26 protein-coding genes are annotated in these 24,373 nt (G+C 49.8%); 24 read left to right on the top strand and 2 right to left on the bottom strand.

Annotation, left to right across the window (positions count from 1 at the left end; genetic code table 11):
• Positions 1-6: 6 nt before the first annotated feature.
• The 11 genes from PMPD1_RS12565 (at position 7) to PMPD1_RS12515 (ending at position 12,036) form a co-directional block, all read left to right on the top strand.
• Positions 7-351: a Gp49 family protein gene (locus PMPD1_RS12565; protein ID WP_173634362.1), complete on the top strand. Its 345-nt coding sequence runs from the start codon at positions 7-9 to the stop codon at positions 349-351.
• 69 nt (positions 352-420) lie between these two features.
• Positions 421-1,254 carry a terminase gene (locus tag PMPD1_RS12560; protein ID WP_173634361.1) on the top strand — a complete coding sequence of 278 codons (834 nt, stop codon included), beginning with the start codon at positions 421-423 and terminating at the stop codon, positions 1,252-1,254.
• A gap of 47 nt (positions 1,255-1,301) precedes the next feature.
• Positions 1,302-2,963 (top strand): terminase large subunit, encoded by a 1,662-nt coding sequence (locus tag PMPD1_RS12555; protein WP_173636212.1) that lies wholly within the window; start codon positions 1,302-1,304, stop codon positions 2,961-2,963.
• Positions 2,964-2,971: 8 nt separating this feature from the next.
• Positions 2,972-5,095, top strand: coding sequence for a portal protein (locus tag PMPD1_RS12550; protein WP_173636211.1), 2,124 nt, complete (start codon positions 2,972-2,974; stop codon positions 5,093-5,095).
• Positions 5,096-5,366: 271 nt separating this feature from the next.
• Entirely contained in the window at positions 5,367-6,398 is a 1,032-nt protein-coding gene (locus tag PMPD1_RS12545; RefSeq protein WP_173634360.1) for a hypothetical protein, read from the top strand.
• A 14-nt stretch (positions 6,399-6,412) separates the two neighbouring features.
• On the top strand, positions 6,413-7,648 hold the full coding sequence (locus tag PMPD1_RS12540; protein ID WP_173634359.1) for a phage capsid family protein: 1,236 nt from the start codon (positions 6,413-6,415) through the stop codon (positions 7,646-7,648).
• A gap of 63 nt (positions 7,649-7,711) precedes the next feature.
• Positions 7,712-8,095 (top strand): hypothetical protein, encoded by a 384-nt coding sequence (locus PMPD1_RS12535; protein WP_173634358.1) that lies wholly within the window; start codon positions 7,712-7,714, stop codon positions 8,093-8,095.
• A 50-nt stretch (positions 8,096-8,145) separates the two neighbouring features.
• Positions 8,146-8,592 carry a hypothetical protein gene (locus PMPD1_RS12530; RefSeq protein ID WP_173634357.1) on the top strand — a complete coding sequence of 149 codons (447 nt, stop codon included), beginning with the start codon at positions 8,146-8,148 and terminating at the stop codon, positions 8,590-8,592.
• Between the two features lies 1 nt (position 8,593).
• Complete coding sequence (locus PMPD1_RS12525; protein ID WP_173634356.1) at positions 8,594-9,163, top strand: hypothetical protein; 570 nt, start codon at positions 8,594-8,596, stop codon at positions 9,161-9,163.
• A 6-nt stretch (positions 9,164-9,169) separates the two neighbouring features.
• Entirely contained in the window at positions 9,170-9,832 is a 663-nt protein-coding gene (locus tag PMPD1_RS12520) for a phage adaptor protein (RefSeq protein ID WP_173634355.1), read from the top strand.
• A complete protein-coding gene (locus PMPD1_RS12515) occupies positions 9,829-12,036 on the top strand; it encodes a phage tail fiber protein (protein WP_173634354.1) in 2,208 nt (735 codons plus the stop codon). Before PMPD1_RS12520 ends, PMPD1_RS12515 begins: the two co-directional genes overlap by 4 nt.
• Here PMPD1_RS12515 and PMPD1_RS22730 read toward each other — a convergent pair.
• Positions 12,033-12,905: a phage tail fiber protein gene (locus PMPD1_RS22730; RefSeq protein ID WP_354292602.1), complete on the bottom strand. Its 873-nt coding sequence runs from the start codon at positions 12,903-12,905 to the stop codon at positions 12,033-12,035. The genes PMPD1_RS12515 and PMPD1_RS22730 overlap by 4 nt on opposite strands.
• 81 nt (positions 12,906-12,986) lie before the next feature.
• Between PMPD1_RS22730 and PMPD1_RS12505 the strand changes: the two genes are divergently transcribed.
• Positions 12,987-13,622: a recombinase family protein gene (locus PMPD1_RS12505; RefSeq protein WP_173634353.1), complete on the top strand. Its 636-nt coding sequence runs from the start codon at positions 12,987-12,989 to the stop codon at positions 13,620-13,622.
• A 181-nt stretch (positions 13,623-13,803) separates the two neighbouring features.
• On the opposite strand, the gene PMPD1_RS12500 is transcribed toward PMPD1_RS12505, so the two are convergent.
• Positions 13,804-14,334: a DUF2778 domain-containing protein gene (locus tag PMPD1_RS12500; protein WP_173634352.1), complete on the bottom strand. Its 531-nt coding sequence runs from the start codon at positions 14,332-14,334 to the stop codon at positions 13,804-13,806.
• A 224-nt stretch (positions 14,335-14,558) separates the two neighbouring features.
• On the opposite strand from PMPD1_RS12500, the gene PMPD1_RS12495 reads away from it, so the two are divergent.
• The 12 genes from PMPD1_RS12495 (at position 14,559) to recA (ending at position 24,327) form a co-directional block, all read left to right on the top strand.
• Positions 14,559-14,978: a translesion error-prone DNA polymerase V autoproteolytic subunit gene (locus PMPD1_RS12495; protein ID WP_173634351.1), complete on the top strand. Its 420-nt coding sequence runs from the start codon at positions 14,559-14,561 to the stop codon at positions 14,976-14,978.
• 1 nt (position 14,979) lies between these two features.
• A complete protein-coding gene (umuC, locus tag PMPD1_RS12490) occupies positions 14,980-16,242 on the top strand; it encodes a translesion error-prone DNA polymerase V subunit UmuC (protein WP_173634350.1) in 1,263 nt (420 codons plus the stop codon).
• Positions 16,243-16,350: 108 nt separating this feature from the next.
• Positions 16,351-17,979: a hypothetical protein gene (locus tag PMPD1_RS12485; protein WP_173634349.1), complete on the top strand. Its 1,629-nt coding sequence runs from the start codon at positions 16,351-16,353 to the stop codon at positions 17,977-17,979.
• Positions 17,976-19,187 (top strand): phage tail tip fiber protein, encoded by a 1,212-nt coding sequence (locus PMPD1_RS12480; protein ID WP_173634348.1) that lies wholly within the window; start codon positions 17,976-17,978, stop codon positions 19,185-19,187. Before PMPD1_RS12485 ends, PMPD1_RS12480 begins: the two co-directional genes overlap by 4 nt.
• Positions 19,187-19,459, top strand: a complete 273-nt coding sequence (locus tag PMPD1_RS12475; RefSeq protein ID WP_173634347.1) for a hypothetical protein — start codon at positions 19,187-19,189, stop codon at positions 19,457-19,459. Before PMPD1_RS12480 ends, PMPD1_RS12475 begins: the two co-directional genes overlap by 1 nt.
• Positions 19,459-20,145 carry a hypothetical protein gene (locus tag PMPD1_RS12470; protein WP_173634346.1) on the top strand — a complete coding sequence of 229 codons (687 nt, stop codon included), beginning with the start codon at positions 19,459-19,461 and terminating at the stop codon, positions 20,143-20,145. The genes PMPD1_RS12475 and PMPD1_RS12470 overlap by 1 nt, the downstream gene beginning before the upstream one ends.
• Entirely contained in the window at positions 20,142-20,507 is a 366-nt protein-coding gene (locus PMPD1_RS12465; RefSeq protein ID WP_173634345.1) for a hypothetical protein, read from the top strand. The genes PMPD1_RS12470 and PMPD1_RS12465 overlap by 4 nt, the downstream gene beginning before the upstream one ends.
• 10 nt (positions 20,508-20,517) lie before the next feature.
• Positions 20,518-21,183: a hypothetical protein gene (locus PMPD1_RS12460; RefSeq protein ID WP_173634344.1), complete on the top strand. Its 666-nt coding sequence runs from the start codon at positions 20,518-20,520 to the stop codon at positions 21,181-21,183.
• 8 nt (positions 21,184-21,191) lie between these two features.
• Positions 21,192-21,584, top strand: a complete 393-nt coding sequence (locus PMPD1_RS12455; protein ID WP_173634343.1) for a hypothetical protein — start codon at positions 21,192-21,194, stop codon at positions 21,582-21,584.
• Positions 21,581-21,844: a bacteriocin gene (locus tag PMPD1_RS12450; protein WP_173634342.1), complete on the top strand. Its 264-nt coding sequence runs from the start codon at positions 21,581-21,583 to the stop codon at positions 21,842-21,844. Before PMPD1_RS12455 ends, PMPD1_RS12450 begins: the two co-directional genes overlap by 4 nt.
• A 98-nt stretch (positions 21,845-21,942) precedes the next feature.
• Positions 21,943-23,160: a hypothetical protein gene (locus PMPD1_RS12445; protein WP_173634341.1), complete on the top strand. Its 1,218-nt coding sequence runs from the start codon at positions 21,943-21,945 to the stop codon at positions 23,158-23,160.
• Between the two features lie 162 nt (positions 23,161-23,322).
• Entirely contained in the window at positions 23,323-24,327 is a 1,005-nt protein-coding gene (recA, locus tag PMPD1_RS12440; RefSeq protein ID WP_173634340.1) for a recombinase RecA, read from the top strand.
• The last annotated feature ends 46 nt before the right edge of the window (positions 24,328-24,373 follow it).

Genomic DNA, 24,373 nt, shown 5'->3' with positions numbered 1-24,373 from the left:
GTACATATGACCGATAAAGATATTGAAGCGGAAATTATCGCTAAGGGATTAACCGCCCCACGCATCACGCCTGCCCACATTGAGGCCATTCAGGTTAGCGGCCAGTATCACCGATTCCCCGGTACCACGGTAATCGTCTGCTGCATCACTCTCGCCAATGGTTTTAATGTTACTGGCGTTAGTGCCTGCGCCAGTCCCGAGAACTTTGACGAAGAGATAGGCCGCAAAATTGCTTTGCAGAATGCCGTCAACGAAATCTGGAAACTGGAAGGTTATCTACTGCGCCAGAAACTCCATGATGCGACACCAGCGTCCGGATGCAGTCAGTCCTTGTCAGAAGATAACGCCTGATGGTTACAGAGCTTCCTGTTTACAGGGGGCTCGATAACCCTTTGGATAAGAGCGGCAGGATAACGATTCGTGGCTAAACATGACTGGAAAGCGCTACAGGAAGAGTTCCTGCGTGAACATGCTGCAACGGGAATCACAGCACAGGAATGGTGTGAGCGTCGGGGACTCAAATACCAGTCAGCACGCCGTTACATTAAACCGAGAGCTGCGCAAAATGCACAAGAGAATATGCGCAAAAGTGCGCAGCGCAGTAACAGTGCGCAAAACTGCGCAAAGGGCGATGGTTCCGGCGCAAATAATAATTGTGATGCAGATAACACGAACGACAACAACGGTAGCGATCCGCAGCAGGATGCGAAATTAAACGGGCGGGATAAAAAGGGCCGATTCACTGAGGGCAATCCCGGTAATCCTAATGCCGTTAGTCCTTTCGTTCCCGGCCATAAGTACAGCCAGAAACATTCTGCATATGCGAAGTATCTCGATGCAGATGAACTTTTCGAAGCGGTCGCAGACTCTGATTTGCATGACGAGCTAATTTTTACCCGTGCTCGCGCGTTATCTGTCACGAAGACCATGAAGCGGATCATGGAAGATTTAAAGAATGCTGAGAGCGTGGAGCAGCGAATAGAGCTTTATGACAAATTACTGAAGGCTGAGCAGGGCTTAGATCGTAACGTCGCACGTATTGAATCCATCGAACGAACGCTAAGCAGCCTGGCTCTTAATGCCATTCAGATTCCCCGACTCAGCGAAGACACTCATCGCATCAAAGCAGCCACGTCAAAACTGAAGGCCGAGACAGAAAAACTCACGGCAGAAAGCCGCGATGTCACAACGCCATTATCTGATGTGGTTTCTGATATTCAGGGCATGAACGATAACGGGATGTTATCGCAATGACGGTTCCGCATTATGACGCGGAGGGCGTTAATAATTCGCTGGACACAATGACAGAGGCGCAGCAACGCCTTTTTATTGCAGCGAAACTGAGTAACCCGTGGTGGCGTCTGAATAATCTCTACAAGGTAGAGAACGAGAGCGGTGAACTGGTTACGTTCCATATGCGTCCGGCACAGCGCAAGCTGTTTGAAAGCATGCATCAGAAAAATATTATTCTGAAGGCACGTCAGCTTGGGTTCTCGACAGCAATTGATATTTACCTTCTCGACCAGGCGTTATTTAACAAAAATATTAAATGCGGGATTGTGGCGCAGGATAAACAGGCCGCAGGCGAAATCTTCCGTACAAAGATTGCCGTACCATTCGATAACCTTCCCGGCTGGCTCCGCTCGACATTTAAAATAACTGAGCGGCGTAGCGGGGCGAACGGCGGTTATATCCTCTTTGCACATGGCAGCAGTATTCAGGTGGCGACTTCCTTTCGCTCGGGAACAGTCCAGCGCCTGCATATTTCTGAGCACGGCAAGATTTGCGCGAAATATCCGGCAAAAGCGAAAGAGGTACGAACCGGTACGCTTAACGCCGTGCATGCAGAGAGCATCGTGTTCATTGAATCGACAGCGGAAGGCGTTGGTGGTGACTTCCATGGCATGAGCACGCGCGCCATGGAATTGCAAAAATCAGGCATCGGATTAACCAAACAGGATTTCGCATTTCATTTCTATGCCTGGTGGATGGACCCGAAATACGTTGCGCCTGTTCCGGCTGGCGGTCTGGTGCTCAGCAAATATCATCAGGAATACTTCGCGGCTGTTGAGATGTCGATGGACATTACCCTGACCGATCAACAAATGCAGTGGTATATCCGTAAAGAAATTGAGCAGCAGGAGGAAATGAAACAGGAGTTTCCTAGCACGCCGCAGGAAGCCTTCCTGACATCCGGGCGCCGGGTATTTTCTCCAATACCCACCATGCGCGCGGAAGGGCGTTGCATTCCTCCGCTGATTGTTTATGACATTGACCCGGTCACAGGCAACAAAACAAAAGCGCAATCACTGCGTCATGCCGGAAAGGATGAGCTACAGCGCGCGGTAGTGAATCACTTGCTGGTGTGGGAGTTGCCCGACCCTGATGAGGACTACGCGATTGGCGCGGACGTCGCCGAAGGGCTGGAGCATGGCGACCGGAGTTCGTTCGACATCGTTAAACGCAGCAATGGCGATCAGGTTGCGCACTGGTACGGGCATCTTGATGCCGAGCTTTACGCGATGCTACTGGCCCATGTGGGGCGAATGTATAACAACGCATTCGTTGGCCCGGAGCGTAATAACCACGGTCATGCGGTACTGCAAAAGCTGCGTGAGATATATCCCCCTCGCTATATCTATTCCGAGCAACATATTGATCACGTCAATGATGATGAGACCAAAAAGCTTGGCTGGCTGACGACCCGGCAAAGCAAGCCGATCATGATTGAGGGATTAAAAACACTTCTGCGCGACGATATATCCGGTATCCGCTGGTCAGGAACTATTTCAGAAATGACGACCTACGTTTACGACAAGAAAGGCAGCATGAATGCACAGGAAGGTTGTTTCGATGACCAGGTAATGAGTTATGCGTTGGCGCAGGAGATGCGCGCACGCATGCCAGCGCGCCCACGACATGAACCGATTAAACGTGACCCACAACACTGGATGGCCCACTAATGAGCGAAATGATTGATGTGATGGAGGCTGAACAGCCAGCAAAACCTGATAACCGCGACCGGTTCTCGCTTGATCAGCTTCTGGACATCACGGCTGATATTAACGACCAGCCGGACTGGCGCACGACCGCAAATAAAGCCTGTGCGTATTATGACGGTGATCAGTTGCCTCCTGAATTGGTAGCGAAACTTAAAGAACGCGGCCAGCCGCTTACCATGCATAACTTAATTGCGCCGACGATTGATGGTGTGTTGGGTATGGAAGCCAAGACGCGTACCGACCTGATGGTTATTGCTGATGATCCCACTGATGAATTTGAACAACTGGCAGAAGCTGTAAACGCCGAATTCGCTGACGCCTGCCGTCTGGCTAACATCAACAAAGTTCGTTCGGATGCGTACGCGGAACAAATAAAGGCTGGTTTGTCCTGGGTGGAGGTGCGTAAAAATGCCGATCCGTTCGGGCAAAAATACAAGGCTTCAACAGTACACCGTAACGAGGTTTACTGGGACTTTCACAGCCGTGAAGCCGATCTCAGTGATTGCCGCTGGCTGATGCGTAAGCGCTGGCTGGACGTTGACGAAGTGAAAGCAACATTCCCCGGAAAAGCCTCTGTGATCGATATGGCAGTGCAGGAATGGCGAGGCTTTATCGAGACGGATTTAGCCGAAGGGTTTGATCCGGACTTAGTTGCAGCGTACGAGGAGTACCAACAGTACAGCAATAAAGACATTGAGTGGATGAGTTCAAACCGCAAGCGCGTATTGCTACAGGTTATTTACTATCGCACATTTGCGCGTATCCCGGTTATGTACCTGCAAAATGGCCGGGCTATTCAGTACAACAAGAACAACATCATGCATGCAACTGCCGTGGCAATGGGGCGGGTGCGTGTTGAAATGGCGCGTGTGAGCCGCGTTCGTGAAGCATGGTTCATCGGTCCCCACGCACTGGTTGATCGTCCTTGCTCGGCGCCGCAAGGTATGTTTCCGCTCGTCCCTTTCTGGGGCTACAGAAAAGACCGGAACGGGGCGCCGTACGGTCTGGCATGCCGTGCAATACCCGCGCAGGATGAAGTTAACTTCCGACGCATCAAACTAACGTTTCTACTCCAGGCTAAGCGCGTTATCAAGGATGCCGATGCGGTCAATCTGAGCAACAAGCAGTTACTGGAGGAAGTGGAGCGACCGGACGGGCTTATCGAACTGAACCCCGATCGTCAAAACAAAACCACCATCGCACAGTCGATCGAAATCCAGCAGGATTTCCAAGTTGCACAGCAGCAGTTTCAGGTCATGGAAGAGTCGATGAAACTCATCCAGGACGGTATGGGCGTCTATTCTGCATTCCTGGGCCAGGACTCCAGCGCGTCTTCCGGTGTGGCAATTAGCAATCTGGTTGAACAGGGGGCGACAACGCTGGCGGAAATTAACGACAACTATCAGTTTGCCTGCCAGCAGGTAGGCCAGTTGCTGCTTTCTTATTTGCTTGAGGACTTAACAGGCGTCCGAAATTATTCGGTCATTATCAACCGGAATGATCCGCGTCGCCGTAAGCAGGTCATGATCAATATGGTGACGAATGAGGGCATGACTAATGATATTTCACGCCTTCGTGCTCACATTGCGCTGGCACCTATCCAGCAAACTCCGGCGTATAAATCGCAACTTGCTGAACGCATGTCGCAGGTCATAACAGGCTTGCCGCCGCAGGTACAGGCAGCGGTACTTGATATGTGGATTGAGTTGCTTGATGTACCTAATAAAACTGAGTTCATCGAACGTATTCGTAGTGCGCTGGGTACGCCAAAAGCCCCGGATGAAATGACGCCGGAAGAGCAGCAGGCAGCGGCACAGCAACAACAGATTCAGCAGCAACAAATGGAGCTACAGATGCGCGAGATGGCTGGCAAAGTTTCCAAGCTGGAGGCTGAAGCACAGCGCACGATGGCAACGGCACAGCGGGAACAGGCTCTTGCATCTGGTCAGCGTTTTAATGATGCGAAGACGCAGGCGGAAACAGGGCAAATTTTGCAGCAGATGGAGCAATTACAGAATGACGTTGGAGCGTTACAACAGCAGCTATTAAGTAATATTCAGGCTGAGATAGATAAAATTCCTCTTTCTGCTTAATTACTCTATTGCATGGCGAAAAAGAGTGAGCTAAATTCCCGAATGATATGAAGCCTCGCCCTAAAAAAGCGGGGCTTTTTTTATTGCCGCTTTTTGTCATTGTAATTCTGGTTTAGTCCTTAGCTTTAATTAACTTGCCCGCCCCGTGCGGGCATTTTTGTTTGTGCAGATAAGCGCTTTCCTTACATGAGAGTGCTTATTCGCATGGGCAGCGATACGCCTTATTAACTACCTCGGAGCTATCCGATAAATAGACGTGCAGGAGAGTATTGTGGAATTTGATGATCTGGACGGCAAAACGCCGGAAGAACTTGAGGCGATGTTGGCTAATACCGATTTTGATAGCGCTGAAGATGGTGAAGGTGAAGTCAAAGGCGGTAATGATTCAACGACTGGCACCGATAAGGACGCTGCAAAAAAAGAAACGGACACTGACCAGTCCAGGCCAGCCAGGCAGTCAGCTAAAACGGGCGATACTGAGACACCGCCGCCGGGTGATGCTGATGCGAGTGATGAGCCTCAGAAAGTTATCATCGGGAAAGATGGTAAGCACCAGATTCCCTACGATGTTTTACAGGCCGCACGGGAAGATGCGAAACGCAATGCGCAAGTCGCGCAGGCGCGTGAAACCGAGCTTAATGACCTGAAGCGTAATCTTGAATTGTTGCAGAAACAGATTAACGCCGCAGGCTTACAGCCCGCTCAACTTCCTGAAAACGCGAAAATCACACCGGAGCAGATAGCGACAGTCAGTGAAAACTTCCCTGAGTTAGCTGGTGTGCTGGAAACCATGGTCGCGAAAATCGACTTTATCCAGCAGACAGGCAAACCAGCGGAGGCGGAGGCCGATGCGTCCGGTGACCCGGTTCGTGATGCGATTAACCGTAACACTGAGCTTAAGTCATGGTTCGACAACGATATTGATCGCCGGGATATGGCTATCACTATTGATGAGCGCCTGAAAAACGATCCTGCATGGAAAGATAAGTCCCTTGATGAGCGCTTCACAGAAGTTGCCCGCCGCACAAAAGCGGCATTCGGCGATAAGGCTGAATCCGAACCAGCGGGGCAGAAGTTACCAACTGCTGAAGAGCTAAAAAAACTGGCGGACGAAAAACTGGCACAGGCCAAAGCCACTGCTGGCGCTCCCGCTTCCCCCTCCGATTTAGGTCAGGCCAACAGCCAGTCACCTCAGTCTACTCTCGACAAACTTGTTAATGGCAGTGATAGCGATATTTACGCAGCCATGAGCGGGATGTCTGACGATGCGATTGATGCGCTGTTGAGCCAGGCAGGCTTTTAATTTAAGGAAAAAGCATGACCACGATTACTAAAGCCCAGGCGAATAAGCTATTACAGGTTGCGCTGTTCACGGCGGCAAACCGCAATCGCTCTTTCGTTAACATCCTTACTGAACAGGATGCAGCACCGAAACAGGTTACGCCGGATAAAAAGGGGCCGAAGCAAACAAGCTTTATGGCGCCTGTTGTCCGCGTCACCGACCTCACCAAAACCAAGGGTGATTCGGTCGATATGCAGATCATCCATAAACTTTCCAAACGTCCGACCATGGGCGATAAAAAGTTGGCTGGTCGCGGTGAGAACCTCAACTTCTCTGACTTTGATTTAGGCATCAATCAGGGGCGTCACCTGGTCGATGCGGGCGGCAAAATGTCCCAGCAGCGTTACAAACATGATTTGCGTGCGGCCGGGCGCACTCTGCTTGGCACGTACTTTAACGATTTGCAGGATCAGAGCGCGACTTTCCATCTTGCCGGAGCGCGTGGCGACTTCATTGCTGACGATACAATCGTGCCGCTGGCAAGCCACCATGAATTCAATGAAATTATGGTGAACGATGTACTGCCACCAACGTATGACCGCCATTTCTATGCTGGCGATGCAACACGTTTTCAGGACATTGATGCGGCGGATCTGTTCTCGCTGAGCACGGTGGATAACATGTCGCTGTATCTCGACGAGATGGCGCATCCACTTCAGCCTGTTCGTCTGTCTAAAGATGAACTGAAAAACGAAGACCCGTATTACGCTCTGTTTGTCACACCACGCCAGTGGAATGACTGGTACACCTCTACCAGCGGTAAAGACTGGCAGGCTATGTTGTCCCGTGCGATTCAACGTTCTAAGGGCTTCGCGCATCCATTGTTCCAGGGGGAATGTGCGATGTGGCGTAACATCCTGGTCCGTAAGTATTCCGGTACGCCGGTTCGTTTCTTTACGGGGTCGCAAGTCTCCGTATCGAACAACGACAATGCGGCAACAACCTCGATCATTGAAGCGCCAACCAATATCGACCGTGCCATGTTGCTGGGTGGTCAGGCGCTGGCCAGTGCGTGGGGCATCGGTGATCAGGGTGGCTTCTTTGGTTATCACGAAGAGAAAGTGGACCATGATAACGGCACCGAAATTTCGATTAGCTGGATTAACGGCCTGAAGAAAATCCGTTTCCAGCAAAAGAATGGCCGTGTGCAGGACCATGGTGTCATGGTTGTTGATTCCGCAATCAGCGGTGACCGTCTGGCCGCACGCTAAGTTGCCAATATCCTTTCATTAAGAGCAGGCTTCGGTCTGCTTTTTGTTTTTCAGGAGAAAATTATGTCCGTAATTATTGCGCCATCGCTAAGCGAGCGAGTGTATCAGGGGCCACAGGGCAATGAGTCTGTCGCGGAAGGGAGCATTACGCTAAGTGCGGCTGCGCCAGGCGATATTGTCCAGTTGCTGGATTTCCCGATTGGTATGCGTATTAACAGCGTTCAGGTGGTAAGTGACGCGCTGGGTGAAGAGGTAAAGGTCGAAATCAAGAGTGGTGATACCGTTCTTGTCCCTGCCGATGACTTTTCCTCTGCGGTTGCAACGGTGGTACCTGTCCAGCCGTACATGACGCAGAGCGACGGTGAATTGCTGACTGCAACAATTAGTGGTGGTGCTGCGGCAGGGAAACTTGTTGTGCTTATCCGCTATGTGGCTGTTGGTTATTAATCCCTTTCAATCTCGGGCCCGCTCAGGTGGGCCTGCCTTGAGGTAACTCCATGTCAGAAAAAATCGATATTGCCTACATTGGCCCGAAACCACTCAAGCGTGACACCATTACCGGCAGTCGCCTGACCTTTCCTCGTAATACGCCGGTACCGGTATCACCGGACATTGCCTATCAGCTACTTAATTTCCCCACTGTTTTCGTAACTGCCGATAAAGTGGCCTCGATTCTGGGAGAGCAGGAAAGTGCTGAAGCGAATGCGGTACGCCTTCAGCAAGAGCAGGCAGAACTGGAACGCAAAAAGGCCGAAGAGAACAGCTTTGTCGTTATGGTTGGCGATCAGGAAACGGATATTTCCAAATACACGGCAGCGCAACTTGCAACGCTGGCGGAATCGCTTGACCTTGGCATCACAAAGGATGCACAGGAAAAGGTAGATAATTTCCGAGCCCGCGTTCGTGATGCGATCAAAACCGTACCCCAAAAGGAAGGGGAGTAAGATGGCGCAGCCTGATGTATTTCTTCCGTTTATCCGGTCCAGAATTAACGGGCCACTCGATATGATGATGCGGAACGCTGTAATCAATGCGTCAGTGCAGTTTTGCCGGGAGTCTCTTTACTGCCGCGAGTATGTCGAAATCGGCAATGTCGAAAAGGGGCAAACTGTTGAACTCACTACGCCGGATCAACCGGTAAAATGCGTCAGGCTGCTCAATATTACTTTTGCTGACGAACCTCTTCCTTACCATGATTATTATCTCATGAACAGCAACACGCTTTGTTTCCGGCGGAAATTGCTTGCTGTGAATGCAGTGATCGCTGTTGAGCCGCGCATCAGTGCCGCTGTTGTGCCTGACGCGCTTGCAGATGATTATGCTGAGGCCGTTGCATTCGGTGCATTACAGGAACTGTACATGATGCCGGGTAAGCCCTGGACAGATCCGCAACGCTCAGAATACTACCGACTACGTTTTACTGATGGCTTCCGCGATGCGTACCGCAAAGCACTGGAGTCCCATCCGTCCCACACCGGCTTTAACAATCCCGTTCGCCGACATTCCTTCTGTTAAAAACACATGACAACTATTGCTGAAGTGATTGGCCGCGTTAACACGCAGCTAAAGGATTCTGCCTGGCTACGCTGGCCGATTTCCGAATTGTGCGATTATTACAACGATGCGATACGCGCTGTTATTCTTTCACGTCCGGATGCCGGCGCCACCGTCGAAACGCTTGATTGTGTGGCCGGAACAAAACAAACGTTACCCGCCGGTGCCGTGCGTGTGATCGAGATTATTCGCGTGGTAGAGGGCAGAGCGTTATTACCGGTTCCCCGCGATGTACTTGATTATCAGTATCCGGACTGGCATGCCATGACCGGCACACCCGAGCGTTACGTATACAACGAGCTAACACCTCGCGTGTTCTGGTTATTCCCGGCGCCGGAGACCGCGATGCAGATTGAAGCTGTCATTTCCCGCATTCCTCCTGTCGCCAAAATTAAGGCGTTAAAAGACGCCAGCGCCAACAACGTTATTCCGATTGATGAGCTCTACATCAACCCCATCGTTGACTGGATGCTTTACCGGTCATTCAGTAAAGACAACGAAGGGGGCGCGAATGTAAATATTGCCACGCAGCATTACCAGGCTTTCGCAGATCAACTGGGTATCAAGCAAAGTGCAGACCAGTTTTCTCAGACGCTTAAACAAGCTCAATACACCGGAGGCCAGCAGTGAGCGTAATTATTTCCGGCGTGCTGGTTAATCCGGCAGGCGAACCTGTACCTGATGCACAAATCACGCTGACCTCATTATCAAATAGTCTTCAGGTTTTACGTGGGTTTTCGTCAACGGTCGAGACGGATTCCGATGGTCATTATTCCATTGAACTGGAAGAGGGCGACTTCTCGATCACGATTGCATGCGATGCCGGTAACCTGCTTTACGGATCAGTAACGATCAGCGATACAACCGGACCGGCGACACTGAATGAATTGCTTAAGCAGCAATTAATGGAATCTGAAGTTACGCCCGACGTGATTATCTATTTCCGTCAAATACAGCAGACCGTTGCTACCGATCTGGCGACGATGCAAACACTTAACAGCCAGGCTGTTCAGGCTGGTAAAGACGCCGAGGCTGCGCGTGACGCTGCACAGCAATACGCGACTGACCTTTCGGCAGCGGTAACAGCCGCGCAGGGAGCGCGCGATGCATCGGCAACAAGTGCGGCAGCGTCTGAAGCAAGCGCGACCGCCGCAGATAAAAGCCGCCAGGATGCATCTGCCAGCGAAGCCGCAGCAGCACAGTCGGAATCGAACGCAGCAGAAAGTGCCACTACAGCATTGAATGCGGCAAAAAATGCAGCTGAGGATGCTTCACAAAAAGCTGCACAGGACACAGCCGATAAAATTACGGCATCGGTCAAGAGTGATGCTGACCGCGCCGAATCAGCCCGCGACGCAGCGGAAACGGTTAAGGGTTCCGTTGATGACACAGCGACGCAGGTTCAGCAGCAATATGATGAAGCTTTAGCAGCGGCACAGGGCGCATCAGCAAGTGAAGCCAGCGCCGCACAGAACGCCAGTGATGCCGCTGGCAGTGCCTCGGCGGCAAAAGAAAGTGAGCAGACAGCTACGCAAAAGGCGAATGCTGCCGAAGATAGTGCCACGGCGGCGGCTGAGTCACAGAGCAACGCTTTAACAAGCGAACGCAACGCAGCTACCTCAGAGACCAACGCAGCAACTTCCGCAGACCGGGCCGAAGCGGCAATGTCCGATAAACAGGATAAAAGTGCGTTGCTGAGTGCTATTGCCGCGTTACAGACGGCAGCAAACCAGCTTATCTATCTGACAGGTGAGGATGAAGTAGCGGCGGCGGTACTTTCTGATTTCGCCCGCACGCTTTTGGCTTCTGAGGATGATGATGCCTTTCGCGAAAACCTCGGTTTGGGCGAAAGCTTTGTTACGCTGGATACGGATCAGGCCATTGGAGGAATAAAAAAGTTCACATACCCGCCAAGAGTAGAGACTCAATACCCGAATTTTACATTAAAAAGCACTGGCTCTAATGATAATGATGTTGGTAACACTGCTGGCATTGAATTATCGCCAGACAGATCACTATACCTTTGGTTGAGAGATTCCACTTTTTCAAACAACAACAATCAGCACATAATTGGGCTGCTGGACCTTAGACAGTTTAATGTAGACAGGGTAATGACTCACCAGTTGAATCTGAATTCATCTATTCGTGTTGGTTCTCCTAACATGGATTTTTCTTCATATGCATCAGCACCTAAAGGAATAAATTTTTTCGGTTATTCAAGCGCATCAGATAGTCCTGGTTATGCTGGACCTGTTCTGAATTATTGGGCAAACACACAAAATTATGCATGCCAAATTGCTACAGCCTATGGTGGCCGTCAAATGGCCTGGCGAAACTATAACGGTGATAATTCCACCTGGGGACCATGGAGTTTTGCATGGAGCACTGGTAATACAACAGTTGACTCAAACGGCTTTGTTAAGAAAGCATCCCCAATCGCGCGGCTCTCTAATGATCCGCATGATATGCCCGATGATTTTTTTGAAGGCTTTACGGGCGCCGGTTGTGCCGTCATAAACGAAGAGGCAACAGGCGTTACAGCAGAAAGAATTGATACCGGTATTTATCGTATTTCCGGATCGCTGGGGCTTGCAACTGAAGGCTGGCAAATTGAAGTACCCCAGGACGTAAACGGGAATCGACTCTGTTTTGTAGAAACGCAAACTGAGGGTGATGGAACGATCAATATTAAAGTGAGCACGCGGCGTTTCGACCTAAATACTGCAATGGTTGTCGCTGGCGAACCAATGGATATTCCTGAAGGGAGATGGATAGATTTCCGCTTATCGATGCCGGAAAAACAACCACCAGATGGTGATAAACTGGATTTTTAATTTCCATCTTTTGGCGGCATATTCAGACGAATATCAATCCAACTGTTTTCTGGCACGTCGATCGGGTCGCCCTTAGTTCTCTCGATTTCGCCGTCATCATTTAAGATGTATTTGCGTTTGTAGAGCCGGACAATAATATTGCCGTCAGTTCCTTCATCCGCTTCAACAACTCCTAGTTCGCCCATGCCAGCGGGGTCCATCGGGGGCAACAACTGCCAGCCTTCTGTTGCCAGTCCTGATGCTCCGGAGACTTTATAAACGCCAATATCCTCACGCGATATACTAATGCCGCGCGCTTCTTCATTGCATGTTCCGGCACCACACCATATGAAGCCGGTTTCATCTATGTCATTGCGTTTACTCTCATCTCGGGATCTGACTATACGAGCTACCGGAGATGCTGCTTTCAACGTACCATCACTGGCTTTTGTTGTATTTTTGTCAGTATAAATATTGTAATAAACTGTCGTTGAACCGTTGTTTGAGCCAGCACTAATCCGTACTCCTGCCCCTGAGTATCCGGCAGTCATAGCCACCCATGTATCAAATGTGCAAGCTAGAATTACAGGTGAATATCTAAACGTATATGACGTATCGTTATTATTTCGGAATATTTGGCTAACCCCGCTGCGTAGAAGAGTAGCCTGTTCTGTTTCAACCGATGTATTTATTACCTGTCCTGACCCTCCTATTCCAAAACTACCAACCTGAAGCAATCTTCCAGATGTGTTATCGAGGACAGAGGTAACGACATCTCTCGTTGCCGCAGTACCGAGTTCAAAATTATTTCTTGCTTGCTCCGGCGTTATTGCTCCCGTACCTCCCGACTCAATGGGAACAGGAAGATCAATTTTAGCCGCTTCGCCCAAACCGAGGTTTACGCGAAGTATTACTTTAAGTGAACAGCCCGTTGCTGACAGAATCCCACCCTTTAACGGTCGGGGTTTTACATGCAGATTGGCTATATACGTGTATCAACAAATGAGCAAAACACGGATTTGCAGCGGATAGCGCTTGAATGCTCAGGATGTGAGCAAATCTATGAAGATAAAATCAGTGGCAAGAGCACTAACCGCCCTGGCTTAAATAAAATGCTACGCGCACTGAAGGAGGGCGACACGCTTGTTGTCTGGAAACTCGACCGCCTCGGGCGCAGTATGCGCCATCTCGTTGCGTTAACTGGCGAGTTGCACGAACGCGGAGTTAATTTCCGTAGTCTGACGGATAGCATTGATACAGCCACGCCAATGGGGCGTTTCTTTTTCCACATTATGGGGGCGCTGGCCGAGATGGAGCGCGAACTAATCGTCGAGCGTACCCGTGCCGGGCTGGCTGCGGCGCGAGAAAAGGGAAGGATTGGCGGGCGTCAGCGCATCATGACGACTGAAGTCGTAGAAAAGGCGCGCCGGATGTTTGCTAACGGAGCGACGCTACAGCAGGTCGCCCTTGTTCTGGAGGTTGCAGTAAAGACAGTTTATAAATATATCCCTGCCGCTGAACAACATCGTTTACGCACTTCTTCACTTGCGGAAAAAGCTCAGGCCCTTTTTGATGATGAAGAAAAGAATAAGCGCGTAGAGCAATAACATCACCATAAGGGCAGTGAATGTGACAGGGTCGGACTCGCTTTCATAAACGCCAGTCAGAATATGGCTGAAGTGTGCGTACGACCAGTCAACAACGGATTGTGTCAGGCTATTAAGTGGCATTCCGTACATTGAAATGACGAAGGCCAGTATGAAACAAATGATAAAAAGCGCGATGTTTTTAACGTATTTTGCAGTTTTCAAAATCACTATTTCCCATGACATCAACCCATCCGTAAACTGCTAGCTGTAGGTTTCTTCTCTGGATAATTTTTTTCTTTCTCGCAAGCAACGAACGGCGAACAAACTGGAAGTCGGTCGGCCTGAAAAATGTAATGCATCCCTGGCTTATTCCGGCTCCATTCGGGCGTAGCGGGTGCAGTCTAAAACTTCCACGAGAGACGCCATTTATGAACACGCTATCACTCATCGTTGCATCACTGAACAAGCCGAACCATTCATCATGCCTGTTGCCTGAAATCCGATCCCAGACAGCGGCGCGGGCCTGGTTTGCGAAGCTGCCCTCGGGGCGGTCTACTATCCAGTAACGGCCAACGGGAATTGCGCTATTTTTAATGTAAGCGCAATTTGGATCGTTGGTGTACGGCTTTTCTCCGCTAAAAACGGGAAAGGTTCCAACCCCGTACACATGTAGTTTTGCTTCTCCACCACCCTTAGTCAGGTCGTCGTAGCTCATTCGCATAATCTGCATCGTCATTCCTTTAGACAGATATAAGTTTTGCTAATCATATGTCCGAAGTGGCAGAGTGGAAACCTGGTTATTTATCAGGTAGCGAAATCAAGAAGTGCCGTGCATTAAAAATTAAATTCCTTTCCTGCTCAAACGCTTCCTAAAAATCCCAAAAAAGCGACTTGATCGGCATGATATGCTGCCGATACTGTATGTATATACAGTTTGTTTTAAGGCGTACAAATATGCAATTCATTAGACCGGTTGAGATTAGGGCCATACTTCCGCTACCACTTTACATAGAGCGCGTGTCTTGTGGTTTTCCCTCTCCAGCGCAGGATTATGTAGAGCAGAGGCTTGATCTCAATGAGTTGCTGGTTCAGCGGCCTAGTGCCACCTATTTTGTGCGCGTCAGTGGCGACTCGATGATCGATGCAGGGATAAGTGACGGTGATATGCTCGTTGTTGACAGCTCACTAACAGCCGAACATGGCAGTATTGTTGTTGCCTCGGTTGAGGGGGAGTTTACAGTAAAAAAATTGCAGTTACGTCCTGCCGTCCAGTTGATACCGATGAACCCGAATTATTCTCCAATTGTTATTGGCAGCGAAGATAATTTAGAAATTTTCGGCGTTGTGACGTTTACGATTAAAGCGAATAAATGAGATGTTCGCGCTTGTTGATGTCAACTCGTTCTATGCGTCGTGCGAAACGGTCTTTCGCCCTGACCTGCGTGGTCTTCCTGTTGTCGTTTTGTCGAACAACGATGGCTGTGTGATCGCTCGTAGCGCTGAAGCCAAGAAGTTAGACATAAAAATGGGCGTCCCGTATTTCCAGATGAAAGACCTCATCCGAAAGCATAGAGTGCAGGTGTTCAGCAGCAATTATGCGCTCTACGCTGACATGAGTAATCGCGTCATGACGACACTCGAAGAAATGGCACCGGCTGTCGAAATCTACTCGATTGACGAAGCATTCATGAATGTATCAGGCGTCAGTAATTGTATGTCGCTTGAGCGATTTGGTCGCGATGTTCGTGATCGCGTGCAGCGTGAAACACATCTCACTGTTGGCGTCGGCATTGCTCAGACAAAGACGCTTGCGAAACTTGCTAACCACGCAGCAAAAAAATGGAGTAAGACAGGAGGCGTGCTCGACCTCTCTAACATTGATCGGCAGCGTAAATTGATGTCCATGGTTCCTGTTGAGGATGTTTGGGGCGTTGGTCGCCGCATAAGCAAAAAGCTGAATTTGATGGGCATCGAAACAGCACTGCATCTCGCAGAATGCTCAACATGGGTAATGCGTAAACACTTCAATGTCGTGCTTGAGCGAACCGTGCGGGAGCTTCGCGGAGAGCCTTGTTTAGAGCTTGAAGAGTTTTCTCCTACCAAACAACAGATAGTGTGTAGCCGTAGCTTTAGCAGTCGGATTACAGAGTACGAACAGATGCGTCAGGCAATTTGTGCTTATGCGGAAAGAGCGGCAGAGAAATTGCGTGGTGAAAGGCAATATTGCCGCCAGATAGCCGTATTTCTTCGCACAAGCCCGCATGTGGCTAACGAGGTTTTTTACGGTAATCAGGCAATGGGGAAATTACTCACACCGTCGAACGATACCCGCGACATTATTCGCGTTGCAATTGAAGCACTGGACCGCATCTGGATCGCCGGCCATCGCTATATGAAGGCTGGCGTAATGTTAGGTGATTTTTACAGCCAGGGCGTTGCGCAGCTTAACCTGTTTGATGAATTCAGGCCTCAACCCAATAGTGCGGCTCTGATGCATGTGATTGATGGTGTCAATCAGAGCGGTAAAGGCAAACTTTGGTTTGCCGGGCAGGGGATTGATAAACCATGGGCAATGAAACGACAGATGCTTTCTCCTGCTTATACAACGCGGTATTCAGACCTGCCTGTAGTTAAATAAACCAACTTGAGTTCATCCTGAAGGTGAGCTAAATTCCCGAATGATACGAAGCCTCGCCCTAAAAAAGCGGGGCTTTTTTGTTTTCTTCCTTTCCGGAAAATTCAACTGATGCCTGTCATTGACATAACGACCATGCGCGGAGAAATGCCCCGCGTGGTAGCTCATCTTTTGCCGCAGGAAAATGCGACCGTAGCGAACAACTGCCATTTCCGTTTTGGAGTGGTATCGCCCGTCATGGCCGATGCGGATACAGGTAAGGTGTTTACGTTCAAACCCCAAACGATTTTCCATTATCGGGATGATTTCTGGTTCGCGTGGAAAGGCATTGTTGACGTCATTCGAAGCCCGGTTGCTCAGGACCAGTACACCCGCATTTACTATACCGATGGTGCATATCCGAAAGTCACCAGCAGCCAAATCGCGACCACTGGTAATGGCAATTACCCCTCCGCAAGTTTCCGACTCGGGATACCAGCGCCAGCCAATGCTGTCACCGTCGCACAAATTACGCCGCCGGACGATCACGACGACGATGACCCGACCGATGACGAAACCAGAATTTATGTTGAGACATACGTTACAGCATATGGAGAGGAGGGACCACCCGGCCCGGCTTCGGATGAGGTAACGATTGTTTATCCTGGTAGTAGTGTCGATTTGCAGTTGCAACCGCCGGGTAGCCAGAACAATAACATCACACGGCGGCGGATTTACCGCTCGGTAACAGGAGGAGGATCGGCAGATTTCCTGTTGGTTGCTGAGACTGACATAGGTGTAAGGACGTTCCGGGACAATGTAGCCGATAAAGATTTAGGTCCGGTGCTGGAAACGTATAACTATCTTCAGCCGCCAGATAACATGATCGGCCTGTGTCTGATGGCAAACGGGATCGCCGCCGGATTTGCCGGTAACCAGGTGATGTTTTCAGAAGCTTATTTGCCCTATGCATGGCCTGACGACTATAAGCAGTCAACAGAGCACGACATTGTTGCTATTGCGGCGATAGGTACTGGTCTGGTGGTAGGCACAAAAGGCTATCCATATCTGTTTACCGGAGTGTCACCGTCCAGCATCAACAACAGTAAGTTGCCGGTTATGCAGGCGTGTGTGAGCCGTCAAAGCATGGTTTCAATGGATGGCTTCGCGCTCTATGCATCACCGAATGGGCTGGTTTCGGTTGATGCGTCCGGTAACGCGATTGTGGCGACTGAAAAAATCATTGAAGCTAAGCAATGGCGCAAGCAGTTTAATCCGGCGTCTATACGCGCATGGCAGGTTGAAGGGGAGTATTACGCCTTATATACGACAGCCAATAACACAGTGGCGGGTTTTATTTTTGATCCTGAATCAATGGATATTCGTCATTTCAATACGGTTTTCGATGCTGCTCATAATGTTCTTGAAGAGGATACGCTGTACGTAGCGAAGGGAACAAAGCTTTATACAGCGCAGAACAGCACTAATCCTTTACCGGTTACATGGCGCTCTAAAGAGTTCCTTGCGCTCAACTCTACGGCGTTTTCATGCCTCAGAATTAAGAGCGACAGTATTCAGCGCGTTGGCATTAATCTCTACGCTGATCGACAACTTGCTTTATCTCTCCCTCCCGGCTCGCTTCAGGACTCAACGCTTAAATTGCCTCCGCTGGTCGCATCGCGCTGGCAAGTGGAAATTTGGGGTTATGCGCAGGTGGATCGCGTCACGCTGAGCACATCAATGGAGGAAATGCCCGCATGAGCAGTAAAAATAAAAAAACGTTCCGTGCGGGACGCGACCAGGCTGCGGTTGCTGAAAATATCGAAATCCTTACCGGCCAGCGCGGCAACGGGCTTGATCGGGCTATTACACTGCGTGACCTCGGAAATCTTAAACTTGCCGACTTGCGGCAGGGGGCTGGTGGGGTTTATCAGCCGATACCGGGCGGCGGCAATGATATGGATGATCCGGGAGCCCCGCCGCAGATGCCTACGCAGCCACAAAATTTTCAGGTTAATGGTGGGTTTGCGGCCGTGTTGCTCGAATGGGATATGCCAACCTACCGGGGCCACTCATTAACAGAAATATACCGCAATCCTGAAGATAACCTCGCTAACGCGGTTCTGGTGGCTACGTCTGCCGCCACTGTTTACGGCGACCCGGTTGATCCGGGTTTTGTCGGTTATTACTGGATTCGTTTCGTCAACACGGCTGGTGTCCCCGGCCCGTATAACGCCGCAGCCGGAACGCTGGCAAAAACAAACCCGGATGTGGATGCCATTGTTGACCTGATTAATAATGAAATTAACGACTCTCCGCTGATAGGTGAGCTTGGCGGCAAGGTAGATGATAACGCCGCAGCTATTGTAGAGACTAATCAGAAAGTACAGCAGATAGATACGAAGGGCGGGCAGGCCTTCCAGGCAATGTGGGATGCCAAAGCCAGCGCGTCGGGTATCAGCGCCGGCATCGGTATCGTCGCCGGTAAAGATGCCAGCGGTAATCCCATCAGCCAGGTCGCTATATCAGCAAATCAATTCTTTGTTTTCGATCCCAATAATCCGACGAATACCGGCGCTTATCTTTCTCCCTTTGCGATCGAAGGAAACAAAACCGTCATTACGGAAGCGGCAATACAGCAAGCGACAATCAAGATACTGAATGCGCAAACCATTATTGCTGACCAGGTCAAAGCCGGAATAAGCATCTCATCCCCAACGATAACCAGTGCGAACTTAAGGAATGGTCCGTTTACAGTCGATCCGAACGGCAACCTGAAAATAGGTGCGGCATTTTCAGTAGATGCAAACGGTAATCTGCAAATAACCAACCGGTTTCGCGTGGATAACAACGGAAACGTGACGATTCGTAATTCGACGTCAAACCTCGGGCTGGTATGGGACGGTGCGAGAATCATTGTCTATGATGAATCGGCCTCGCCCTGCGCCGTGATGGGGAAGAAACTGTAATGTCGGCTTATGGTGCGCAGGTCTTTTTGAAGGGAACAGCATTTGATGTAATTAACGCGTTTGCTCCTTCTTATGTGATGGATATTATTACCGTTGCCTCGGGCAGTAAAACCTATGACATACCTCCGGGTACAGCAATTCAGGCTCAGCCTTATACTCTCACCTTCTTTGAGGGGGGAAACCTGCCCTCAATAACCATCTCAGGGCGTACGGTTAGCTGGAGTGGTAATGCGGGAAATAACGGCTATATCATTATTGTGTGGTCTTCCTGATGGCCTCGGCTTACGGCATGGAGTTACGGCGGGACGACGGGAGTTGGTTTGCCAGCCCTGACTATACGCCACTGAATCTTGTGCAGGTTATCGATCAAAGTTTTCCCCGTAACAACGCAGTGAACATTAACGTTCAGACGAATGTACCTAACGCTCAGCAGTGTCTGGTATTCGTTCGCTCGGTTACACAAACGGGTTGCTGCATTTATAAGGTCAATAACGGCGCGAACGGTTTTAAGGTGATCAATTTAACGTCAACCTATGGTTCCTCGCAGTTTAGTTCCATAAGTTTCCGTTTTTACGTGTTCTCGGACTTCGTTGCTTTCGCTCCCAATTATGGAATCTTTTTTTACCGTAACGGGAAAATGATTTATTGCGGGAATTGCCTGCCTTTGCAGATCAAATGGTATGCCGCCAACGCTACAAATCCCGGAAAGTCGGCAGCAGTGATGCCTGGCTATGCCACGCTAAATGCCAATGCCGGACCGCCAGGACCAGGCGGCGGCGCCACATTGATTCTTCTGATGGGATGGGTGGGGCAGTCTAACGGTATATCGCAATCAGTCTACCTTGAGGTTAACCGCAACTCTAATACGCCGATCATTACCCCGCCTAATGCTAAAGGTGTTTTATATATTGAGACTGCGTTATATGACCAGTATTACCGGCAATCGCTTGGCTTATGAAAAATATTAATGATGCGTTAAATAACTTCTTTGCTGAAAGCAAAACAGTCAAAGCAGAGGAAATCAGCGAGGCGGTAGAAAATGGCAACGCTGTTATTTTTGGTTCGGATGATGTTCGGATAGTTTTAAAGCCAATGATGGCTGAAGGCATTCCTTATGTGCTGGTCTGGTTGGCAGTAAGTTCGGGTGAAAACGGACTGGCTAAGTATATTCCTGAAGTGCAGAAACTAACCCGGCTTGTTGGTGGGCGTTGGTTTGAGTTTTATACGCAACGGAGGGGTTTTATTCGCGTAGCGGAAAAACTTGGATTTAAAAGAATGCCCGATGAGGATGGATTTATGAAATTCAGAATGATGATGTGAGGAAAAGGAAATGGGTAAAGGTGGAAGTAGCGAGGTTAAAGAAACATCTGCGGAAAAGGAAAATGCGCAGATAGCTAAAGAGAACTGGGATCTGTATTCAAATGAATTACGCCCCTATGAAAACCTATTTATGGACAAAGTGGACGACCTGAACAATACGGATAAATACGATAATCTGGCAGCAGGTACAAACGTCAGCTATCAACAGCAATTTGGTCAGGTCAAACAGGGAACAGCGGATAATCTTGCCGCTTCCGGCGTTGATCCATCAAGCGGAAAATTTCAGTCAGCGATGCAGGATATTACCGGCAATCAGGTGGCTGGCTTAATTGACACAACAAACCGTGCACAGACCAGTCAACAGGATAAGTATGTTGCTGGCCTTCAGGATGTGGCATCGATGGGCTCAGGCCAGAAAGCGGATGCGCTGTCTGGCTTCAGTAATATTGCCGCAAACGCACAGAACAAGGCGCTTCAGGATGCACAGGCAGCGCAGGCAAGCCAACAGGCTACAGCAGGGCTGGTTGGTGCCGGATTAGGGGCTGCTACACGCTGGGGGGCAGGGAACGCCATGAACGGTACATCGCAGCCCTCTTCAGCCAGTAATGGTGTATTCGGAGCATCAGGTAACGATGCTGGTGGGTTGGGTCTTTCAACATCGTATAAAGATTACTGAGGTGATGTATGGGATTTGCTTCCGATACGTATGCCGATATTAACCGGCAACAATATGACGACTGGCGCCAGCGGTTCTATCCGAAGCTGAAGCAACTAATGGACCTGTCAACCAACACACAACTCATGGATCAGCAGTTAGGTCGTGCGACGGATACGGGCCAGCAGGCGCTTAAATCAGGGCTGGTTGGGCAGGCTAATCAGATGGCGCGTTATGGCGTCGCGCAGAATACGAACCCGCAGGATAACAGCCTGGGGCTGAAAACGGCGCTGGCTACTGCTGGTGCCAAAAATGGCATCCGGGATGCAGAGGCCGACCGTCAGATGAATATTTTGACGGGGGGGACGTCGGGTTTACGTCAGCAGTTAAACATTGGTGGCACCGGGAGTAATCAGCAATGAGCTACGGGTTAATTGATGCAGCAGCACAAACGCGCCAACAGGCGCTTCAGGGAATGAATGAGGCAGCGCAGCTTGAGCGAAACCGGGAAACAGCAAAGGACCAGCTTAAGGCGCAGCAAAAGCAGGGACAGATGAATGCCGCAGGCGTCGGTGCCGGGGCTGGTGCGGCAATTGGTGCGACGTATGGTTCCTGGGGCGGGCCAATCGGCGCTGGTGTTGGTGCGGCGGTAGGTCTGCTGGCCGGTTCGTTATTTAAATAACAGGGGGATTTATGGCAGGCACGTTAGGGCTGGCAGATGGGTTCCTTGCGGGGTTTAATACCGCAGATGCGGCAATTAGCCGTAAGCAGGAACTTGGGTTGCGTCAGGCTGCACTGAATCAACAGCAGCAAAACTCAGACCGCAATTTTGGCCTGGCGCAGGAGCAATTTGGGTATAGCAAAGACCGCGATCAACGCAATTTTGATTATCAGAAAGGTCGTGACAGCGAAAGTGATCGGCGCTGGGGTTTAAGTAATGCGCTGGATCAGAAGCGGCTTGGTATCGCACAAGCTGATTTAGGTATGCGTCGTGATGAGTTGAATTACCGGCGGACGCAGGAAGCACGAAGCCAGAAGTTGCAGGAAGAAATGCCAGCAGTTCAGGCGTTTTATAACGGATTGCAAAATGGAAAATTTGACGATGAGGTTTATCAGCAAATTTCCCCGGATAATCCGCTCAACCCGAAACGCTTCTTTGGCAAGGATGCTATAAACACGGTAATGCAGTTTCATAAAGTCATGCCGCAGATACTTGACGGTAAGATGGATTATAACGACCCGCAGGCGCTTAACGTTCTGAACACGGTGTTAAACCCTGAAATTCAACGTGGCATCGGTGAGAAAGATCCGGCAACCGGCAAGACTATCAAGAGCAAAGAACTTGCGCACATTGGCTTCTCGGCAGATGGCAAAGGTATCATACCGACGATAAAGGTCACGTATGATGATGGTTCTACCGCACCGAAACCCATGACGCGTTACGGTTCATCTGACCCAAATGATACTGTGCCGGTTATACCGATTGAGAATGTCTTCAATAAGCTACGCGGATACAGCCAGATGGTCGGTCAGATGAATGACCCGGCGAAAGCGCAGTTCCTTGATAAGATGATTAATCCGGGTAATAAAACTGAAGCGCAGGCGATACGTGATTACCGGAAGGATAAAATAGAAGTCGGGAAGGCGCGCGCGAAGGCGCTTGCAAGTTCGCCTGATGATGAATCACGTGCAGCAGCCGCAGCGCAATTTGATAAACTCGATCAGGATGTAGACAAAACTTATGGCGTTATGTCAGGAGGTGATGATTCCAGTCCTCCTGATTTTGCCTCACTCTACCGGGCAAAAACAGGGAAGGACCCTGATATGAATGATCCGGCAATTAAAGATGCCGCTGCGCAATATCAGCAATATCTTCAGTCACAGCAACCCGCACCGACGGAGCAGAGTCAGACCCAGTCCCTACAAAAACAACCCCAGCCGGACAGCCACACTGCATCACAGTTGCGAGAACTCCGCCGCATGCGCTCTCAACCGTAGAATAGGTGGGCCTGTTCAGGGCCCAATCTAATCAGTGATTACGCTCGAAAGTGTTAGTGTAACTAAAGTAAATTCCTAAAATATCTTTGCGTACTGTATTTTTATACAGTATAAATATACTCACCTCTTCACATAATAAATTCAGCAGGGTGGGTTAATAAAATGGCTGAAAATCATAAAGTTATGTTAGACACATCTGTGTCTCTACTCGAACAGAAATTTGGCAAAGGCATTGTTTATGCGGCGACTAAAGGTAACCAGTGTAAGCAATTAGTTAGCATACCAACCGGATGCATGGGGCTGGATCGGGCACTTGATATTGGCGGGTTACCACTTGGCCGGATTGTGGAAATTTTCGGTCCGGATTCCTCCGGTAAGACGACACTGGCGTTATCAGTCATCAGGCAGGCTCAGCAACTTGGAAAGTCTTGCGCTTTTATTGACTCTGATCGGGCTTTACATACTGCCTATGCAGAAAACTCCGGTATCGACCTCGACAGGTTATTGGTATCCCGACCTGCGACAGGAGAACTGGCACTGGATGTATGCGAGAGCATAATCCGTTCGCGTGCTGCGTCCGTCATTGTTATTGACTCAGTAGCTGCGCTAATTACACGCGGTGAATATGAGGGCGCCATGGGAGATGCGCACGACGGCGAAATAGCGCGCCTGATGTCTAAAGCAATGCGCAAGCTTAGTCCACTGGCTCACCAGTACAATTGCCTTCTGATTTTTATTAATCAGATACGGAACCGACCCGGTGTAATTTACGGTAACCCGGAAGTTACCACTGGCGGTGCCGCTTTAAAGCAATTTGCGAGTATCAGGCTGGACGTTCGCCAGACAAACCAACTGGCGGAAAACAAAACGGTAGTAGCCACAGAGCATCGCGTCAAAGTGGTTAAGAATAAGATGGGTTCCCCATATCGTCAGGCCACTTTTCAAATCTGGTTTGATCACGGTATCTCACACGAAGGTGAAGTGCTCGATCATGCAATGCAAAAAGGGATAGTTCTGCGATCAGGTGTTTGGTACCGGTACGGAGAATTTACGCTCGGGAACAATAAAACATCAGCGATATGTGCGCTAATGCAGCATAAAGAAATCCGGGAAAAGCTTGAGCGTGAAGTGAATATAATTTTTAAGTCAGAAGACTTACACAGCTAAAAAATAGACAGTTGCTTACGGATCACTATGTGAGCTAAATTCGCGA

It is taken from the genome of Paramixta manurensis (assembly GCF_013285385.1).
GTDB classification, from domain to species: domain Bacteria; phylum Pseudomonadota; class Gammaproteobacteria; order Enterobacterales; family Enterobacteriaceae; genus Paramixta; species Paramixta manurensis.
Note: the sequence above shows the minus strand (reverse complement) of the source record. Positions and strands in the feature narration are given on the sequence as shown.

Bases quoted from the DNA above. Each gene is read 5' to 3' on its own strand.
- PMPD1_RS12480 (WP_173634348.1), top strand. From the start codon at position 17,976: ATGAGCAGTAAAAATAAAAAAACGTTCCGTGCGGGACGCGACCAGGCT.
- PMPD1_RS12505 (WP_173634353.1), top strand. From the start codon at position 12,987: ATGCAGATTGGCTATATACGTGTATCAACAAATGAGCAAAACACGGAT.
- PMPD1_RS12550 (WP_173636211.1), top strand. From the start codon at position 2,972: ATGATTGATGTGATGGAGGCTGAACAGCCAGCAAAACCTGATAACCGC.
- PMPD1_RS12540 (WP_173634359.1), top strand. From the start codon at position 6,413: ATGACCACGATTACTAAAGCCCAGGCGAATAAGCTATTACAGGTTGCG.
- PMPD1_RS12460 (WP_173634344.1), top strand. From the start codon at position 20,518: ATGGGTAAAGGTGGAAGTAGCGAGGTTAAAGAAACATCTGCGGAAAAG.
- recA (WP_173634340.1), top strand. From the start codon at position 23,323: ATGGCTGAAAATCATAAAGTTATGTTAGACACATCTGTGTCTCTACTC.
- umuC (WP_173634350.1), top strand. From the start codon at position 14,980: ATGTTCGCGCTTGTTGATGTCAACTCGTTCTATGCGTCGTGCGAAACG.
- PMPD1_RS12450 (WP_173634342.1), top strand. From the start codon at position 21,581: ATGAGCTACGGGTTAATTGATGCAGCAGCACAAACGCGCCAACAGGCG.
- PMPD1_RS12565 (WP_173634362.1), top strand. From the start codon at position 7: ATGACCGATAAAGATATTGAAGCGGAAATTATCGCTAAGGGATTAACC.
- PMPD1_RS12535 (WP_173634358.1), top strand. From the start codon at position 7,712: ATGTCCGTAATTATTGCGCCATCGCTAAGCGAGCGAGTGTATCAGGGG.
- PMPD1_RS12555 (WP_173636212.1), top strand. From the start codon at position 1,302: ATGACAGAGGCGCAGCAACGCCTTTTTATTGCAGCGAAACTGAGTAAC.
- PMPD1_RS12520 (WP_173634355.1), top strand. From the start codon at position 9,170: ATGACAACTATTGCTGAAGTGATTGGCCGCGTTAACACGCAGCTAAAG.
- PMPD1_RS12525 (WP_173634356.1), top strand. From the start codon at position 8,594: ATGGCGCAGCCTGATGTATTTCTTCCGTTTATCCGGTCCAGAATTAAC.
- PMPD1_RS12500 (WP_173634352.1), bottom strand. From the start codon at position 14,334: ATGCAGATTATGCGAATGAGCTACGACGACCTGACTAAGGGTGGTGGA.
- PMPD1_RS12475 (WP_173634347.1), top strand. From the start codon at position 19,187: ATGTCGGCTTATGGTGCGCAGGTCTTTTTGAAGGGAACAGCATTTGAT.
- PMPD1_RS12485 (WP_173634349.1), top strand. From the start codon at position 16,351: ATGCCTGTCATTGACATAACGACCATGCGCGGAGAAATGCCCCGCGTG.
- PMPD1_RS12465 (WP_173634345.1), top strand. From the start codon at position 20,142: ATGAAAAATATTAATGATGCGTTAAATAACTTCTTTGCTGAAAGCAAA.
- PMPD1_RS12495 (WP_173634351.1), top strand. From the start codon at position 14,559: ATGCAATTCATTAGACCGGTTGAGATTAGGGCCATACTTCCGCTACCA.
- PMPD1_RS12470 (WP_173634346.1), top strand. From the start codon at position 19,459: ATGGCCTCGGCTTACGGCATGGAGTTACGGCGGGACGACGGGAGTTGG.
- PMPD1_RS12455 (WP_173634343.1), top strand. From the start codon at position 21,192: ATGGGATTTGCTTCCGATACGTATGCCGATATTAACCGGCAACAATAT.
- PMPD1_RS12530 (WP_173634357.1), top strand. From the start codon at position 8,146: ATGTCAGAAAAAATCGATATTGCCTACATTGGCCCGAAACCACTCAAG.